General features: G+C 69.3%; 15 protein-coding genes. 4 read left to right on the forward strand and 11 right to left on the reverse strand.

The window, feature by feature from the left end; genetic code table 11:
• Positions 1-148: 148 nt before the first annotated feature.
• From ACFWDI_RS20205 to ACFWDI_RS20215, 3 genes are all read right to left on the reverse strand, one after another.
• Complete coding sequence (locus ACFWDI_RS20205) at positions 149-2,602, reverse strand: ATP-binding protein (RefSeq protein ID WP_385305688.1); 2,454 nt, start codon at positions 2,600-2,602, stop codon at positions 149-151.
• 262 nt (positions 2,603-2,864) lie between these two features.
• The gene (locus ACFWDI_RS20210) at positions 2,865-3,188 is read right to left on the reverse strand and encodes an STAS domain-containing protein (RefSeq protein WP_327328499.1); all 324 of its coding nucleotides are present in this window, start codon (positions 3,186-3,188) and stop codon (positions 2,865-2,867) included.
• A gap of 177 nt (positions 3,189-3,365) precedes the next feature.
• Positions 3,366-4,214 (reverse strand): 3-hydroxyacyl-CoA dehydrogenase family protein, encoded by an 849-nt coding sequence (locus ACFWDI_RS20215; RefSeq protein WP_327326120.1) that lies wholly within the window; start codon positions 4,212-4,214, stop codon positions 3,366-3,368.
• Between the two features lie 357 nt (positions 4,215-4,571).
• Between ACFWDI_RS20215 and ACFWDI_RS20220 the strand changes: the two genes are divergently transcribed.
• Positions 4,572-5,144 carry a cob(I)yrinic acid a,c-diamide adenosyltransferase gene (locus ACFWDI_RS20220; RefSeq protein ID WP_362680072.1) on the forward strand — a complete coding sequence of 191 codons (573 nt, stop codon included), beginning with the start codon at positions 4,572-4,574 and terminating at the stop codon, positions 5,142-5,144.
• A gap of 62 nt (positions 5,145-5,206) precedes the next feature.
• Here ACFWDI_RS20220 and ACFWDI_RS20225 read toward each other — a convergent pair whose 3' ends face one another.
• Positions 5,207-5,773: a hypothetical protein gene (locus ACFWDI_RS20225; RefSeq protein ID WP_385305691.1), complete on the reverse strand. Its 567-nt coding sequence runs from the start codon at positions 5,771-5,773 to the stop codon at positions 5,207-5,209.
• 151 nt (positions 5,774-5,924) lie between these two features.
• On the opposite strand from ACFWDI_RS20225, the gene ACFWDI_RS20230 reads away from it, so the two are divergent.
• From ACFWDI_RS20230 to ACFWDI_RS20240, 3 genes are all read left to right on the forward strand, one after another.
• Entirely contained in the window at positions 5,925-7,121 is a 1,197-nt protein-coding gene (locus ACFWDI_RS20230; protein WP_385305692.1) for a sensor histidine kinase, read from the forward strand.
• A complete protein-coding gene (locus ACFWDI_RS20235) occupies positions 7,118-7,768 on the forward strand; it encodes a response regulator (RefSeq protein ID WP_385305694.1) in 651 nt (216 codons plus the stop codon). The genes ACFWDI_RS20230 and ACFWDI_RS20235 overlap by 4 nt, the downstream gene beginning before the upstream one ends.
• 323 nt (positions 7,769-8,091) lie before the next feature.
• On the forward strand, positions 8,092-9,858 hold the full coding sequence (locus tag ACFWDI_RS20240) for a glycosyl hydrolase family 18 protein (protein WP_385305843.1): 1,767 nt from the start codon (positions 8,092-8,094) through the stop codon (positions 9,856-9,858).
• 68 nt (positions 9,859-9,926) lie between these two features.
• Here the strand turns inward: ACFWDI_RS20240 and ACFWDI_RS20245 are convergent, their stop codons facing one another.
• The 7 genes from ACFWDI_RS20245 to ACFWDI_RS20275 all read right to left on the reverse strand — a co-directional run bounded on the left by ACFWDI_RS20245 (position 9,927) and on the right by ACFWDI_RS20275 (position 16,518).
• Positions 9,927-10,373, reverse strand: a complete 447-nt coding sequence (locus ACFWDI_RS20245) for a DUF2550 domain-containing protein (RefSeq protein ID WP_327326115.1) — start codon at positions 10,371-10,373, stop codon at positions 9,927-9,929.
• A 172-nt stretch (positions 10,374-10,545) separates the two neighbouring features.
• Positions 10,546-10,920 carry a F0F1 ATP synthase subunit epsilon gene (locus tag ACFWDI_RS20250; RefSeq protein WP_327326114.1) on the reverse strand — a complete coding sequence of 125 codons (375 nt, stop codon included), beginning with the start codon at positions 10,918-10,920 and terminating at the stop codon, positions 10,546-10,548.
• 111 nt (positions 10,921-11,031) lie between these two features.
• The gene (gene atpD, locus ACFWDI_RS20255; RefSeq protein ID WP_385305696.1) at positions 11,032-12,483 is read right to left on the reverse strand and encodes a F0F1 ATP synthase subunit beta; all 1,452 of its coding nucleotides are present in this window, start codon (positions 12,481-12,483) and stop codon (positions 11,032-11,034) included.
• Complete coding sequence (locus tag ACFWDI_RS20260; protein WP_362680057.1) at positions 12,484-13,401, reverse strand: F0F1 ATP synthase subunit gamma; 918 nt, start codon at positions 13,399-13,401, stop codon at positions 12,484-12,486.
• A gap of 20 nt (positions 13,402-13,421) precedes the next feature.
• Entirely contained in the window at positions 13,422-15,011 is a 1,590-nt protein-coding gene (gene atpA, locus ACFWDI_RS20265; RefSeq protein ID WP_385305697.1) for a F0F1 ATP synthase subunit alpha, read from the reverse strand.
• Between the two features lie 140 nt (positions 15,012-15,151).
• On the reverse strand, positions 15,152-15,967 hold the full coding sequence (locus ACFWDI_RS20270) for a F0F1 ATP synthase subunit delta (RefSeq protein WP_385305699.1): 816 nt from the start codon (positions 15,965-15,967) through the stop codon (positions 15,152-15,154).
• A complete protein-coding gene (locus ACFWDI_RS20275; RefSeq protein WP_327326109.1) occupies positions 15,964-16,518 on the reverse strand; it encodes a F0F1 ATP synthase subunit B in 555 nt (184 codons plus the stop codon). The genes ACFWDI_RS20270 and ACFWDI_RS20275 overlap by 4 nt, the downstream gene beginning before the upstream one ends.
• Positions 16,519-16,529: the final 11 nt, after the last annotated feature.

Raw genomic sequence — 16,529 nt, forward strand, 5'->3', positions numbered from 1 at the left:
GCGTTTGGGGGTGTGTGGTGCCCAAAAACACCGGGCGGCGGGTTTCCCCCCACCAAATGATCTGTTTTTACTCCCCTTCCCGCCATGTGTGCTTGAGCCCGCCCCGGGCCGCCACGCCCCCCCGGGGCCGTACTGCATCAACTGAAGGTCAGATCACCGGCGAGCCGGCGCTGGAGCCGGACGGTTCGGACGACGCGGACGACCCGGGGGCGCTGCTGTTCGTGACAGGGGCGCTGGCCGAGTCCGGTGTCGACGGGGTGGGCGTCGGCGTGGTGGACGGCGTAGTGGACGGCGTGCTCGAAGGCGAGGAGGTGGACGGAGAGGGGTGGCTCGACGATGAAGGGGTCGGCTTCGTCGGGGGGTTCGTCGGGGGCCTGCCCGAGGTCGACGGCCTGCCCTCCGGCGTCGCCGAACTCGACGACGGCTTCCCGCCCGGCGTGGACTGCGCACCCGACGAAGAGGTCGCGCCCGGCGTCACCTTGTCCGGGTCCTTCGGGTCGCCGCCCCCGCCGCCGGGGCTCTTGGTGGAGCCGTCGGCCGGCTCGTCCGCGTCCAGGCCGTTCTGCGAGTCGTCCTCGTTCGCGGACTGGCCGTTCCTGACCTTGTTGCCAGGGGCGTCGTTGTTGTCGGAGGTCGCGCCGAGCGTCACCACCGTGCCGAGCACGGCGGCGAGCAGCGCGCCCGCCCCCGCGGCAACGAGGTTGCGCCGGGCACCGCCGAGGAGCGAACGGCCGCGGCCCGGCCATGTGCCGCCCGCGGGCGTCTCGCGCCGCGACACAGTCGCCGCAGGCTCGTCCGCGGACTTCCGCAGACCCACAGAACCCGGTCCCGAGACCTGTCCCAGCCGCGAGAGCGGCACGGCTGCCGGTACGCCTCCGGGCGGCGACGCCGACTCCTCGTGGCGCGCGGCCGGCACCTCCTCGCCCGCCGGGGTGCGTCCGCCGGGCACCGGGCCGCCCGCGCGGTCCGCAACGAGCGCCAGCGCCCTGCGACCCGCGACGGTGCCGCGCTTGTCGGCGAGCGCCCCGCGCATGCCGATCGAGGCCTCCAGCTCGGCGCGCGCCCGCTCCAGGCTGCCGTTGCAGAGCGCCAGAACGCCCAGTTCATGGTGGAAGTACGCCTCTTCGGCCACTTCGCCCGCCAGCCGGGCCGCTTCCGAGCCGACCCGCAGGGCCCGCTCCCAGGCGCTCCAGTGCTGCCCGGCCGCGAAGGCGGGCGCGGCGCTGCGGGCCAGCAGTACGGCTGTGCTGGGGTGTCCGGACTCCTGGCCGGGCACGAGCGCGGTCAGCGCCGCGAGTACGGCGTCCGCCTCGGCCACGGCCCGCTCGGGCGTCACCGAGGGATGCCCGGCCCACCAGGCGTAGTGCTGGGCGGCGGTGTGGGCGTGAGCCGCCGTGTCACTCGCGTAGCCCTTCTCCGTCAGCTGCGCGATCACGCCGGCCGCCAGCCGGTAGCGCGCGCCCACCGGGGAGAGCAGCCCGCAGCTCATCAGCTCGCCGATGGCGGCGTCCGCGTGTGTGTCCCCGACGAGTGCCGGCAGATGCGCCTGGTGCGGGACCTCGCCGCCGAGCGCGACGGCGAAACGCAGGGTCTGGCGGGCGGACTTGCTCAGCCGGGAGGCGAGCAGCGCGGCGGGCGCGGCACCCTCCGCCAGGCTCGGCAGCGGTACCTCGCCCCCCTCGACGCGCTCGGCGGGCGTGTACGGGTCGAAGTCCTCCGGGTCGGCACGCAGGGCGTCGCACTGCCGCAGCAGCGCGCCCGCCTGTACGAAGCGCAGCGGCAGGCCCTCGGACTCGAACCAGAGGTCGCCCGCCCAGTTCGCCTCGTCCTCGGTGAGCGGCCGTTCCACGGCGCGCTGCAGCAGCTCCAGCGAGGCGCTGCGGCCGAGACCGCCGAGGAAGACCTCTTCGAGGTGTGAGTCCGCGGCGGGTGCGGCGACGTCGGGTGTGGCGGCGACCAGGAAGGCGCATTCGGGTGCGGCGTCCAGCAGCTGGCCGAGCGCGGCGCCGCCGAACTCCAGGTCGTCGAGGAGGACGATCGCACCGATGTCACGGACGCGCTCGAGCAGCCCGGCCTGGTCGGGCCGGTGCCGAGGAGCCTTGTGGACGATGGCGTAGAGCGCGTACAGCAGCTCGGTGGGGGTGCGGTTGTGGCCGCTGAGGCGTACGACGCCGTCGGGCGCGAGATCCGCGCACTTCTCCGCGACGGTGTCGAGCAGTGCGCTGCGTCCGGAGCCCGCGGGGCCGGTGAGCCGCACCGAGCGGCCACGGCCCAGCAGCCGTACGAGCCGCCGGCGCTCCTCGTCGCGCTCCAACAGCGGGAGCCGCGGGGCGGGAGGCCCTGCCGGTAGGGGCGGCTGCGCCGCGCGCTGCAGCTCGGTGCGTTCGGCGGCGGTGTGCCGGGCCGGTGACGCGGGCCGCTCACCCGGCGGGCAGGGCTCGATCTCGCTGCCGTCGACGGGATTGACGGTGAGCAGAAAGTCGCCCGAGACGAGTTGGACGGTACGGGCGAGCGTCGGTGCGGACTGTCCGAGGTCCGGCGTGGTGGCGTCGCGCGGCGTGCGAGCCTGGCCCGCGCCCTCGCCGAAAGTGTCGTTGTCCATGGTCCAAGCCCCCCAGATGCGCTTCGCTTAGCTTCGTCCCCGCCAAGATCATTTGATTTCCTGGAGGCGGAGCCGCGTGCGGATGTGTCCCTCCCGGCTTTCTGCACGCCCCGCTGTAGCTTCGGTCCGGTGCCCACCGCATGGGTACGTCGAAACGGCGGGCGACCGAACCTTAGACCTTCGCTCAGTATCTATGCACCAGGGGGGTGCCGACCCGCCCGTGACGTCACAGTCTCGTGAGGATTGCGAGCGTCATAACGGTTCAGACCCGAGGAAGCGTTTCGGCCGCGATGCCGCCTTCGATGGCAAGGATGCGATGCAGCCGGGTGGCCACCAGTAGTCGCTGCATCTGCGGGGGGACTCCGCGCAGCACCAGTCGGCGGCCGCACCGGCCGGCCCGGCGGTGTGCGCCCATGATGACCCCGAGCCCGGTGGCGTCCCAGGAGTCGAGATCGGTCAGGTCGAGCACCAGGTCGCCGGCTCCGCTGTCGACGGCCGAGTGCAGGACCGTACGGGCGTCCGCCGCGCTGCGGACGTCGAGGCGGCCCCCGACGACCAGCTCGGCGTGGTCGCCCCTGATGTGCATATGCGCTCCCCGAGAGTGCTTCAGGCCCTGTGTCTGTCTGTGTCTGTGCTGACTGTCTGCTTCTGTCTTGTTCCGTCTTGCAACAACTGACTGCCGCACGGGCAGAGCGGTTGCTGCTTGTGAGCGAACCGATACCGAATTCACCCCGACGGGTGATACCAAAACGGTCGATGAGGGTCAGTGCTTGTAGAAGCCCTGCCCGCTCTTGCGGCCGATGTCACCGGCATCCACCATCCGGCGCATCAGCTCCGGCGGCGCGAACTTCTCGTCCTGGGACTCGGTGTAGATGTTGCTCGTGGCGTGCAGCAGGATGTCCACGCCGGTGAGGTCGGCGGTGGCGAGCGGCCCCATGGCGTGGCCGAAGCCCAACTTGCAGGCGATGTCGATGTCCTCGGCGGACGCTACGCCCGATTCGTACAGCTTCGCGGCCTCGACGATGAGCGCCGAGATCAGGCGCGTGGTGACGAAACCTGCGACGTCGCGGTTGACGACGATGCAGGTCTTGCCGACCGACTCGGCGAACTCCCGCGTGGTGGCGAGCGTTTCGTCGCTGGTCTTGTAGCCGCGCACCAGTTCGCACAGCTGCATCATCGGGACGGGCGAGAAGAAGTGCGCGCCGACGACCCGCTCCGGACGCTCCGTCACTGCCGCGATCTTCGTGATCGGGATGGCGGAGGTGTTGGAGGCGAGGACGGCGTCGTCCCGTACGAGCTTGTCGAGCGTACGGAAGATCTCGTGCTTGATCTCGAGCTTCTCGAAGACCGCCTCGACGACGATGTCCGCGTCGGCGACGGCATCCAGGTCGGTGGTGGTCGTGATGCGCGCCAACGCCGCGTCGGCGTCGGCCGCTTCCAGCTTGCCCTTGGAGACGAACTTGTCGTAAGAGGCCTTGATGCCGTCCCTGCCGCGGGTCAGGGCCGCGTCGGTGACATCACGCAGCACGACCTCCCAGCCCGCCTGGGCCGAGACCTGCGCGATACCGGACCCCATGAGTCCGGCCCCGATGACGGCGAGCTTCCTGGCCACTGCGGCACTCCTTAACACCCGTTTACATGTGGACTCTCTGCGGGAGGTTAGCGCCCGTGAGGGGCCGTGTGGCGGTGAAGAGATACGCGTCACGTCTCGAATGACGGACATCACACTGGTACGGCCGATCAGGCTTCCCGGACCGCGTACTTGAGCACCTTCTCCCCCAGCACGTCCTCCATGTCGTCGAGGAGGTCCAGGGACTCGCGGGAGACCTCGTCGGGGTGATCGGCGGGGTCCGCGCCGGTCTCCTCGCGGGGAGACGACCCGACCTCATCGGCTTCGTCTTCGTGCTCGGGTCCGTGACGGCCGGCACACGTGTCTTCCGCAGGGCCGGCGCGTAACTAGGCTGGTCGCATGGTCAACCTCACGCGCATCTACACCCGCACCGGCGACCAGGGCACGACGGCCCTCGGCGATATGAGCCGGACGGTCAAGACCGATCTACGGATCGCGGCGTACGCCGACGCCAACGAGGCCAATGCCGCCCTGGGCACGGCCATCGCGCTGGGACAGCTGGACGCGGAGGTCGTACAGGTCCTCGTCCGCGTCCAGAACGACCTCTTCGACGTGGGCGCGGATCTGTGCACCCCCGTGGTCGAGGAGCCGGAGTATCCGCCACTGCGGGTCGAGCAGTTCTACATCGACAAGCTGGAGGCGGACTGCGACCGCTTCAACGAGGAGCTGGAGAAGCTGCGCAGCTTCATCCTGCCGGGCGGTACGCCGGGGGCGGCGCTGCTGCACCAGGCCTGCACGGTCGTACGGCGCGCGGAGCGCTCGACCTGGGCGGCGCTGGAGGTGCACGGCGACATCATGAACCCCCTGACGGCCACGTATCTCAACCGCCTCTCCGACCTCCTGTTCATCCTGGCGAGGACCGCGAACAAGGAGGTCGGGGACGTGCTCTGGGTGCCCGGCGGCGAGCGGTAGGCCACTGTCCCGGGGCCCCGCCCCGGGACCCGCGCCGCACCCGCCCGCGAGGCTTGAGATTCCTAGCGCTCGACGCGGACCCGTTCGCGCTCCGCCACCGGGGCCTTCTTCGGGAAGAGCGTGTAGCTCCCGGCGATGATCACGTTGATGCCGATGACGAAGAGCATCTTCTGCTGCCACATGCGCAGTGAACCGACGTCACCGTCGCCGCCGACGTACCAGATCGCGGCCTGCAGCAGGCCCATGGCGACCACCGCGGCGACGGTCCAGCGGATGGCCGTCCTCCACTCGTGGATCATGCGAGCGGTGCCGTACTTCGGAGGCTTCACGGGCGGCGGGCCGCCGGCGAAGCGGTGCGCGACCCGGGCGTCGACCCATTTGATCGTCTGGTGGCCCAGACCCACGGTGAAACCGATGTAGACCGCGGCGAGTCCGTGCTTCCAGTCCGGTGCGGCGCCGTTCTTGAGGTCGATCGCCGTCACGACCAGCAGGACGACCTCCAGCAGCGGCTCACAGAGCAGCACGGCAGCGCCCAGACGCGGCATCTTCGCCAGGTAGCGCAGGGCAAGTCCGGCGGCCAGCAGCACCCAGAAGCCGACCTCGCAGATCACGATCAGCGTGACGATCACAGCACTCTCCCTTCCTTCTGGCCCCACACTTCCGTCCGTACGGCGGTGATTCGTCGTCGGCAGTGACGAAGTGGCACTGCATCCTTCGATGTAGTCGGCCTTCACCCGCGACGTGGAGGCCCGCGCGCCGCCCGCCGTGTTTGATGGGTCTGTGACCGCTCTCCCCCGCCCCCACCGCGACGATGTGCTCATCGCCGTGGCCGGCTTCCTCGGCGGCCTGCTGCTCTGGTCGCTGGGCCTGGACAGCCGTGGGGGGCACGGTTTCGACCCGCGCGCGCTCGCGCTGCTGCCGCTCGCGGTGATGAGCGGGGCGGCGCTGCTGCGCCGGACGATGCCGAACACCGCGCTGACGATCGGCTGTCTGGCGATGCTGGCCGACCCGTTCACCGCCGGGAACGTCGCCACGATCGCGCTGTTCACGGACCTGGTGTACGCGGCGGTCCTCTACGGCACTCAGGCCGCCGCTCGCCGTATCCCCGCCGTGTCCATGGTGGCCACCGCCGCCGTCACCGTCACCGCACTTGTCGTCTTCCAGGATGCGCAGGCCGTGCTGCTCGGTCTGCTCTTCGCGGTGGTCACGGTGGCCCCCGCCTGGACCGGCGTGAGCGTACGCACCCACCGTGACGCCGCCGAGGCGGCCCGGCTGCGCGCCGAGCAGACCGCACTGCTCGCCGAGATCGACCGCACCCAGGCGGTGACTGCCGAGCGCGCCCGGATGGCCCGCGAGCTGCACGACATGGTCGCCAATCACCTCTCGGCGATCGCCATCCACTCCACGGCCGCGCTCTCCATCGACGATCCGAAGACCTCCCGCGACGCTCTCGGCGTCATCCGCGAGAACAGCGTCGACGGCCTCGCCGAGATGCGGCGGCTGATCGGGCTGCTGAGGGACAGCGGCGGCGACACGGAGCCGTCCACCGTGCCGAGGCTTTCCGGCGTGGACGCGCTGCTGGAGCAGGCACGGACGAACGGCGCCTCCAGCGGCATGGAGTTCACACTCACCGACACCCGCGCGGAGAACCTCCCGCTGCCCGCGCCGGTCGAGCTCGCGGCGTACCGCATCATCCAGGAGTCGCTGACCAATGCGCTCAAGCACGCCTCTCCCGGGGGGATCACGGTCGCGCTCGGCCGGGACGGGCAGATGCTGACGGTAGGCGTCACCAGCCCGTACGGGGACGGGCCCGGACCGCGCGCCCCCGGCTCGGGGGCCGGTCTGGTCGGTATGCGCGAGCGCGTGGCGCTGCTGGCGGGGACCTTCGACTCCGGGCCGGTCACCACCGCGGACGGAACCAGGATCTGGCAGGTACGGGCGGAGCTGCCCCTCGACGAAGGGAACGGGAAGGCATGACGATCCGGGTACTGGTCGCGGAGGACCAGAGCGCCGTACGCGCCGGTCTGGTCCTCATCCTGCGCAGCGCGCCGGACATCGAGGTGGTCGGTGAGGCGGCGGACGGCGAGGAAGCGGTACGGCTCGCCCGCGAACTGCGCCCGGATCTCGTACTGATGGATGTCCAGATGCCGCGGCTTGACGGGGTGTCGGCGACCCGGCTGGTCGTCGCCGAACAGCTTGCCGACGTCCTCGTGCTGACCACGTTCGATCTGGACGAGTATGTCTTCGGGGCGCTTCGAGCGGGGGCCGCGGGCTTTCTGCTCAAGAACACCGAGGCCAACGACCTTCTCGAGGCGGTGCGCACAGTGGCGCGCGGCGAGGGGCTCATCGCGCCGGCCGTCACCCGCCGGCTGATCGCGGAGTTCGCGACGCCTCAGCCCGTACGATCCGCGGACGCGCCCGACCCCGCGATCCTCGACCCACTCACCAGACGCGAGCGCGAGGTGCTTTCGTGCATCGGTGAGGGGATGTCGAACGCCGAGATCGCGGGCCGGCTCGACATGGCGGAGGCCACGGTGAAGACCCATGTGAGCAGGCTGCTGGGCAAGCTGGCGCTGCGCAGCCGGGTCCAAGCGGCCGTACTGGCACAGGAGTTGGGTATCTGACCGGCGGCCGACCCGCCGCCCGACCCATCTCCGACCCACCGTCCGACCGGCACCTCGCCCGCCACCCGGCCCGCATCTGATCCCACCCCTTCCCCACCCACCACAGCTTTGGTCTGGACCTATTGACGATTGGTCCAGACCTTCCTACTCTCACCGCACACGCTGCGGAGAGCCGTCGCAGGGTGCGCAGTTCACGGACCACCCCGAATGTCCGTCCGCAACTCGAGGAGCACCCCTTGAGCACCCAAGCCCCCCTGCATCGAAGAAAGTTCAGATCCAGAGCCGTCGCGGGTCTGACTGCGCTACTGCTCCCCCTCGCCGCCATGGTCGGCCTCGCCTCCCCCGCAGAGGCCGCCGCATCGGCCACCGCGAGCTACGTCAAGGTCTCCGACTGGGGATCCGGCTTCGAGGGCAAATGGACGGTGAAGAACACCGGCACCACCTCCCTCGGCTCCTGGACCGTCGAGTGGGACTTCCCCTCCGGCACCTCCGTCACCTCCGCCTGGGACGCCGACGTCACCAGCTCCGGCACCCACTGGACCGCCAAGAACAAGAGCTGGAACGGCACTCTCGCCCCCGGCGCCTCCGTTTCCTTCGGCTTCAACGGCGCGGGCCCCGGCGCCCCCTCCGGCTGCAAGCTCAACGGCGCCTCCTGCGACGGCGGCAGCGTCCCCGGCGACAACCCGCCCTCCGCCCCCGGCACCCCGAGCGCGTCCAACATCACCGACACCGCGGTGACGCTGAGCTGGACCGCCGCCACCGACGACAAGGGCATCAAGAACTACGACGTGCTGCGTGACGGCGCCAAGGTGGCGACGGTGACCGGCACGACGTACACCAACACCGGGCTCACGGCCGGCACCGACTACTCGTACACCGTCCAGGCGCGTGACACCGCCGACCAGACAGGACCGGTCAGTGGCGCCCGCGCGGTCCGCACCACCGGCGGTGGCGGAGACCCGGGCCCCGGCCCCGGCTCCACGGTCAAGCTCGGCTACTTCACCGAGTGGGGCGTCTACGGACGCAACTACCACGTGAAGAACCTGGTGACCTCCGGCTCCGCCGCCAAGATCACGCACATCAACTACGCCTTCGGGAACGTCACCGGCGGCCGCTGCGCGATCGGTGACTCCTACGCCGACTACGACAAGGCGTACACCGCCGACCAGGCCGTCGACGGCGTCGCCGACACCTGGGACCAGCCGCTGCGCGGCAACTTCAACCAGTTGCGCAAGCTCAAGGCGAAGTACCCGAACATCAAGGTGCTCTGGTCGTTCGGCGGCTGGACCTGGTCCGGCGGCTTCGGCCAGGCCGCGGCCAACCCGGCGGCCTTCGCGCAGTCCTGCTACGACCTGGTCGAGGACCCGCGCTGGGCCGATGTCTTCGACGGTATCGACCTGGACTGGGAGTACCCGAACGCCTGCGGTCTGTCCTGCGACACCAGCGGCGCGGCCGCCTTCAAGAACGTGATGCAGGCGATGCGCGCCAAGTTCGGTACGAACAACCTGGTCACCGCGGCCGTCACCGCGGACGCCTCGTCCGGCGGCAAGATCGACGCGGCCGACTACGGCGGCGCTGCCCAGTACGTCAACTGGTACAACGTGATGACGTACGACTTCTTCGGCGCCTGGGCCGCACAGGGCCCGACCGCCCCGCACTCCCCGCTCACCTCGTACCCGGGCATCCCGCAGGCGGGCTTCAACTCCGCCGAGGCGATCGCCAAGTTCAAGGCGAAGGGCGTGCCGTCGGCCAAGCTGCTGCTGGGCATCGGCTTCTACGGGCGCGGCTGGACCGGAGTGACCCAGAGCGCGCCGGGCGGCACCGCGACAGGACCCGCCCCCGGCACCTACGAACAGGGCATCGAGGACTACAAGGTCCTCAAGAACAGCTGCCCGTCCACCGGAACGATCGCCGGCACGGCGTACGCGAAGTGCGGCAGCAACTGGTGGAGCTACGACACCCCGGCCACCGTCGGCTCGAAGATGAGCTGGGCGAAGGGCCAGGGCCTGGGAGGCGCGTTCTTCTGGGAGTTCAGCGGTGACACCACGAACGGAGAGCTGGTCGGCGCGATCAACAGCGGTCTGAACTAGCTGCTCGAACCAGCACTGCGTACACAGCGAAGCCCGGGAGACCTGCTCTCCCGGGCTTTGTCACACTCTCAGGCTACGTTGACGCGCTGGCCGGGCGGAGCCGCCTCCAGCCAGGCGAGGAATCCGGTGAGCGCGTCCTCACTCATCGCCAGCTCCAGGCGTGTCCCGCGGTGGTGACAGCCGAGCACGACCGCGTCGGACAGCAGCGCCAGCTCCTCCTCGCCCTCGGGCTTACGGCGCGCGACGACCTCGATGGCCGAGCGCTCCAGGAAGCGGCGCGGGCGGGGGGCGTACGAGAAGACCCGGAACCACATGATCCGGTCACCGCTGTAGCGGGCGACGCCGTACACCCATCCCTTGCCGGAGCCATCGGTCTCCTCCGGGACGTTCCAGCGGAGGCTGCAGTCGAAGGTACCGCCGGAGCGCTGGATCAGCCGCCGGCGCAGTCCGAAGACGAAAAGCCCGATCACCACCAGTGCGACGACCAGGCCGCCCACAAGAAGAGCGAGGAACATCTCCACCGACCTCCTCGCATCGTCCAGTAACGGGAATACCGCTCGTACCTTCACCTGCATCTGCCTCAGCCGCGGCACGCCCTGGAGAGTTCCAGGCCGGGCCGCGGCTGACGCGAGTGTGTCTGTCCGGGGTGCGACCCCCAGACCCCCGAAGGGACTGTCGGCGGGATGCCTAGTGCACCGCCACCGCGCGCAGACGGACATCGGCGCGCCGCTCTGCGGCATCGTCCTCGTCCGACTTGGCACGCTCCAGCGCACGCTCGGCGCGCTGTGCGTCGATCTCGTCCGCCAGCTCGACGATCTCCGCCAGCAGAGAGAGCTTGTTGTCCGCGAAGGAGATGAATCCGCCGTGGACAGCAGCGATGACGGTCCCGCCTTCGCTCGTACGAATGGTCACCGGGCCCGATTCCAGCACACCGAGCAGCGGCTGGTGACCGGGCATGACGCCGATGTCGCCGGACGTGGTGCGCGCGACGACCAGGGTGGCCTCGCCGGACCAGACCTGTCGGTCCGCGGCGACCAGCTCGACATGCAGCTCAGCAGCCAAGGGTGGCTCCTCGGGTCACCACCCGGCGGTTCTGCCGGGTGTTGGGTCAAATTCTAGTGGGCGTTGCGAGAGGGGCGGGACACACCCGCCCCTCTCACGGAGTCACGGGCCTCAGGAGACGCCGAGCTCCTTGGCGTTGGCCTTGAGGTCCTCAATGCCACCGCACATGAAGAACGCCTGCTCGGGGAAGTGGTCGTACTCACCGTCGCAGATCGAGTTGAACGCGGCGATCGACTCGTCGAGCGGCACGTCCGAACCGTCCACGCCGGTGAACTGCTTGGCGACGTGGGTGTTCTGCGACAGGAAGCGCTCGACGCGACGGGCACGGTGGACAACGAGCTTGTCCTCCTCGCCCAGCTCGTCGATACCGAGAATCGCGATGATGTCCTGGAGGTCCTTGTACTTCTGGAGGATCCCCTTGACACGCATGGCGGCCTCGTAGTGGTCCGCCGCGATGTAGCGCGGGTCCAGGATGCGGGACGTCGAGTCCAGCGGGTCGACCGCCGGGTAGATGCCCTTCTCCGAGATCGGACGCGACAGAACGGTCGTCGCGTCCAGGTGGGCGAAGGTGGTCGCCGGCGCCGGGTCGGTCAGGTCGTCCGCGGGGACGTAGATCGCCTGCATCGAGGTGATCGAGTGACCGCGGGTCGACGTGATGCGCTCCTGCAGCAGACCCATCTCGTCAGCCAGGTTCGGCTGGTAACCCACCGCGGACGGCATACGGCCGAGCAGCGTGGAGACCTCGGAGCCGGCCTGGGTGTAACGGAAGATGTTGTCGATGAAGAAGAGCACGTCCTGCTTCTGCACATCGCGGAAGTACTCCGCCATGGTCAGACCGGCAAGCGCGACACGGAGACGGGTGCCCGGGGGCTCGTCCATCTGACCGAAGACAAGCGCCGTCTTGTCGATGACGCCGGAGTCGGTCATTTCCTCGATGAGGTCGTTGCCCTCACGGGTACGCTCACCGACGCCCGCGAACACCGACACACCGTCGTGGTTGTTGGCGACGCGGTAGATCATTTCCTGGATCAGAACGGTCTTGCCGACACCGGCACCACCGAACAGACCGATCTTTCCACCCTTGACGTACGGGGTGAGAAGGTCGATGACCTTGACGCCGGTCTCGAACATCTCGGTCTTGGACTCGAGCTGGTCGAAGGAGGGCGCCTTGCGGTGGATGGGCCAGCGCTCGGTGATCTCGACCGTGGACGGGTCCACGTTCAGGATCTCACCGAGGGTGTTGAACACCTTGCCCTTGGTGATCTCGCCGACCGGCACCGTGATGCCGTTGCCGGTGTCCGTCACCGTGGCCTGGCGGACCAGACCGTCGGTGGGCTGCATCGAGATCGCGCGGACCAGGCCGTCACCCAGGTGCTGGGCGACCTCGAGGGTCAGCGTCTTGAGCTTGCCGTCCTCGGCCGGGTCGGCGACCTGAACGGTCAGCGCGTTGTAGATCTCCGGCATCGCGTCGACGGGGAACTCCACGTCGACGACCGGGCCGATGACCCGGGCGACGCGGCCCGTGGCGGCGGCCGTCACTTCGTTCTCGGTAGTCGTCGTCACTTACTTGTCACTCCCCGCGGTCGCGTCGGCCAGGGCGCTGGCGCCACCGACGATCTCGCTGATTTCCTGGGTGATTTCGGCCTGGCGGGCCGCGTTGGCAAGCCGGGAGAGGGTCTTGATGAGCTCCCCGGCGTTGTCGGTCGCCGACTTCATCGCGCGGCGGGTGGCAGCGTGCTTGGAAGCAGCGGCCTGAAGCAGCGCGTTGTAGATCCGGCTCTCGACGTAGCGCGGCAGCAGGGCGTCGAGGACGTCCTCCGCCGACGGCTCGAAGTCGAACAGCGGAAGGATTTCGCCCTTGGTACCGGACTCCTCGGCCGCCTTCTCGAGGCTGAGGGGCAGCAGCCGGTTCTGTACCGGCGTCTGCGTCAGCATCGAGATGAACTCGGTGAAGACGATGTGGAGCTCGTCCACGCCGCCCTCGGCCGTGTCCTGCTGGACGGCCGCGATCAGCGGAGCCGCGACCTTCTTGGCGTCCGCGTACGTCGGGTTGTCCGTGAAGCCGCTCCACGAGTCCGCGATCTTGCGCTCGCGGAAGCCGTAGTAGGCGACACCCTTGCGGCCGACGATGTACGTGTCGACCTCCTTGCCCTCACCACGGAGCCGCTCGGTGAGCTGCTCCGCCGCCTTGATGGCGTTGGAGGAGTAGCCGCCGGCCAGACCGCGGTCGCTCGTGATGAGCAGCACCGCGGCGCGGGTCGGGGCTTCCGCCTCGGTGGTCAGAGGGTGCTTGGTGTTCGACCCGGTGGCCACCGCAGTGACCGCGCGGGTGAGCTCGGTCGCGTACGGCGTGGAGGCCGCCACCTGGCGCTGCGCCTTGACGATGCGCGAGGCGGCGATCATCTCCATCGCCTTGGTGATCTTCTTGGTCGCGGTGACGGATTTGATGCGACGCTTGTAGACCCGGAGCTGGGCTCCCATGAGTCAGGTCCCTTCCGTCGTCACTTGGCCGTGACCGGCGCGTCTTCGCCCAGAAGCTTGCCGTCCGAGGTCTCGAACTGCTGCTTGAAGGCGGTGATGGCGTCGGCGATCGACTGCAGCGTGTCGTCGGACATCTTGGCGCCCTCGGCGATGCTGGTGAGGAGTTCCTTGCGCTCGCGGCGCAGGAACTCGAGCAGCTCGCTCTCGAAGCGGCGGATGTCGGCGACCGGGACCTCGTCCATCTTGCCGGTGGTGCCGGCCCAGACGGAGACGACCTGCTCCTCGATCGGCATGGGCTGGTACTGGCTCTGCTTCAGCAGCTCGACCATGCGCTTACCGCGCTCCAGCGAGGCCTTGGAAGCCGCGTCCAGGTCGGAGCCGAAGGAGGCGAACGCCTCGAGCTCACGGTACTGGGCGAGGTCCACGCGAAGCCGGCCGGAGACCTGCCGCATGGCCTTGTGCTGGGCGGAGCCACCGACACGGGAGACCGAGATACCGACGTTCAGGGCCGGACGCTGGCCGGCGTTGAACAGGTCGGACTCAAGGAAGCACTGGCCGTCGGTGATGGAGATGACGTTGGTCGGGATGAACGCCGACACGTCGTTCGCCTTGGTCTCGACGATCGGCAGACCCGTCATCGAACCGGCGCCCATGTCGTCGGAGAGCTTGGCGCAGCGCTCCAGCAGACGCGAGTGCAGGTAGAAGACGTCGCCCGGGTAGGCCTCGCGGCCCGGCGGACGGCGCAGCAGCAGCGACACGGCGCGGTAGGCGTCAGCCTGCTTCGACAGGTCGTCGAAGATGATCAGGACGTGCTTGCCCTGGTACATCCAGTGCTGGCCGATGGCCGAACCGGTGTACGGGGCCAGGTACTTGAAGCCGGCCGGGTCGGACGCCGGAGCCGCGACGATCGTCGTGTACTCGAGGGCGCCGGCCTCCTCCAGCGCACCGCGCACGGACGCGATGGTGGAGCCCTTCTGGCCGATGGCGACGTAGATGCAGCGCACCTGCTTCTTCACGTCACCGGAGCGCCAGTTGTCGCGCTGGTTGATGATCGTGTCGACGGCCAGAGCGGTCTTGCCGGTCTGACGGTCACCAATGATCAGCTGACGCTGGCCGCGGCCGATCGGCACCATGGCGTCGACGGCCTTGTAGCCGGTCTGCATCGGCTCGTGCACCGACTTACGGACCATGACGCCCGGAGCCTGCAGCTCGAGGGCGCGGCGACTGTCGGTCTCGATCTCGCCGAGGCCGTCGATCGGGTTGCCGAGCGGGTCGACAACGCGGCCGAGGTAGCCCTCGCCGACGCCGACGGAGAGCACCTCACCGGTGCGCTGCACCGGCTGGCCCTCCTCGATACCGCTGAACTCACCGAGGACGATCGCACCGATCTCGCGCTCCTCGAGGTTGAGGGCGAGACCGAGGGTGCCGTCCTCGAACTTCAGCAGCTCGTTCGCCATGGCCGAGGGAAGGCCCTCGACCTTCGCGATGCCGTCACCGGCAACGCTGACCGTACCGACCTCCTCGCGCGAGGCCGCGTCCGGCTGGTACGACTGGACAAAGTTCTCCAGCGCGTCCCGGATCTCCTCCGGCCGGATCGTGAGCTCCGCCATCTGGGTTCCCTGCTCTCCTTGTTGGGCCCGAAGTTTCTTAGGGGGTCTGGGGGCCGACCCCCAGGAATCTTCTGCAATCTCTGCACGGCCCAACCGGGCCGCTCGTACTGCTTCGTACTGCTTGTTCAGTTGGTGGCTGGTCAGCCGGCGATGCGGCGGGCCGCCTCGTCGAGACGTGCCGCGATGGTGCCGTTGATCAGCTCGTCGCCGACGCGCACCTGCACTCCGCCGATGACCTCGGGGTCCACGTCGAGATTGAGGTGCATCTCGCGGCCGTAGATCCGAGCCAGACCGGCGCCGAGGCGCTGCTTCTGCTCATCGGTCAGCGGCACCGCCGAGGTGACGACCGCGACCATCCGCTCCCGGCGCGCCGCGGCGAGCCTGGACAGGGACTCGAGTCCAGCTTCCAGGCTACGTCCTCGGGGCTGGGTCACAAGACGGATGACCAGCCGCTCGGTGGCCGGATTGGCCTTGCCGTCGAGCAGGCTGCGCAGCAGCTCGCCCTTGGCGGACGCCGGCGCCGACTTGTCGGTCAGCGCGGAGCGCAGCTCGACGCTGGAGGCGACGATCCGGCCGAACCGGAACAGCTCGTCCTCGACGTCGTCGAGCGCACCGGCCCGCTGCGCCGCGGTGAGGTCGGCGGTGGCCGCCAGCTCCTCGACCGCGTCGACCAGATCGCGCGACTGCGACCAGCGGGAACGGACCATGCCTGCGAGCAGGTCGATGGTTTCGCTGCCCACCTGACCGCCCAGCAGCCGCCCGACCAGCTCGGCCTTGGCCTCGCCGGGCTGCGCCGGGTCGGTCAGGACCCGACGCAACGACACCTCACGGTCGAGCAGCGCGGTGACGGCGGCCAGCTCCTCGGCGAGCTTCGCCACGTCGACCGACGTGTTGTCGGTCAGCGCGTCGAGAGACTCGCGTGCGGCAGCCAGTGCCTCGCGGCTCGCTCCGTTCATCGCGTGGCCTCGGCCTTCGAAGCGCTGTCCTCGAGTGCGTCGAGGAAGCGGTCGACGGTGCCGCTCTGCCGGGTGTAGTCCTCGAGGGACTCACCGACGATCTTGCCGGCCAGTTCGGTGGCGAGCTTGCCCACGTCCTGGCGCAGCGCAGCGGCCGCGGCCTTGCGGTCGGCCTCGATCTGGGCGTGACCGGCAGCGATGATCTCCTCACGCTGCCGCTGGCCTTCCGCCCTCATCTCCTGCAGGATCACGGCGCCCTGCTCCTGCGCCTCCTGGCGCATACGAGCGGCTTCGTGACGGGCCTCGGCGAGCTGAGCCTTGTACTGCTCAAGCACGCTCTCGGCCTCGGTCTGGGCCGCATCGGCCTTCTCCATACCGCCTTCGATGGCCTCGCGGCGCTCGTCCAGAACCTTGTTGATGGTCGGAAGGAGCTTCTTGGCGAGGAAACCGAAAACGATGGCAAAGGCGATGAAGCCAATGACGAGCTCAGGGATCGGCGGGATGAGCGGATTTTCCGCTTCCTCCGCCGCGAGCTGAACCAGAGGGTTCACGTCAGTGCCTT

Source organism: Streptomyces sp. NPDC060064 (assembly GCF_042736455.1).
Taxonomy (GTDB): Bacteria; Actinomycetota; Actinomycetes; order Streptomycetales; family Streptomycetaceae; genus Streptomyces.

What these genes read in the sequence shown, in the direction of transcription:
- ACFWDI_RS20205 (WP_385305688.1), bottom strand. Translation starts at nt 2,602, where the DNA reads ATGGACAACGACACTTTCGGCGAGGGCGCGGGCCAGGCTCGCACGCCG.
- atpA (WP_385305697.1), bottom strand. Translation starts at nt 15,011, where the DNA reads ATGGCGGAGCTCACGATCCGGCCGGAGGAGATCCGGGACGCGCTGGAG.
- ACFWDI_RS20210 (WP_327328499.1), bottom strand. Translation starts at nt 3,188, where the DNA reads ATGCACATCAGGGGCGACCACGCCGAGCTGGTCGTCGGGGGCCGCCTC.
- ACFWDI_RS20235 (WP_385305694.1), top strand. Translation starts at nt 7,118, where the DNA reads ATGACGATCCGGGTACTGGTCGCGGAGGACCAGAGCGCCGTACGCGCC.
- ACFWDI_RS20240 (WP_385305843.1), top strand. Translation starts at nt 8,092, where the DNA reads ATGGTCGGCCTCGCCTCCCCCGCAGAGGCCGCCGCATCGGCCACCGCG.
- ACFWDI_RS20220 (WP_362680072.1), top strand. Translation starts at nt 4,572, where the DNA reads ATGGTCAACCTCACGCGCATCTACACCCGCACCGGCGACCAGGGCACG.
- ACFWDI_RS20260 (WP_362680057.1), bottom strand. Translation starts at nt 13,401, where the DNA reads ATGGGAGCCCAGCTCCGGGTCTACAAGCGTCGCATCAAATCCGTCACC.
- ACFWDI_RS20245 (WP_327326115.1), bottom strand. Translation starts at nt 10,373, where the DNA reads ATGTTCCTCGCTCTTCTTGTGGGCGGCCTGGTCGTCGCACTGGTGGTG.
- ACFWDI_RS20270 (WP_385305699.1), bottom strand. Translation starts at nt 15,967, where the DNA reads ATGAACGGAGCGAGCCGCGAGGCACTGGCTGCCGCACGCGAGTCTCTC.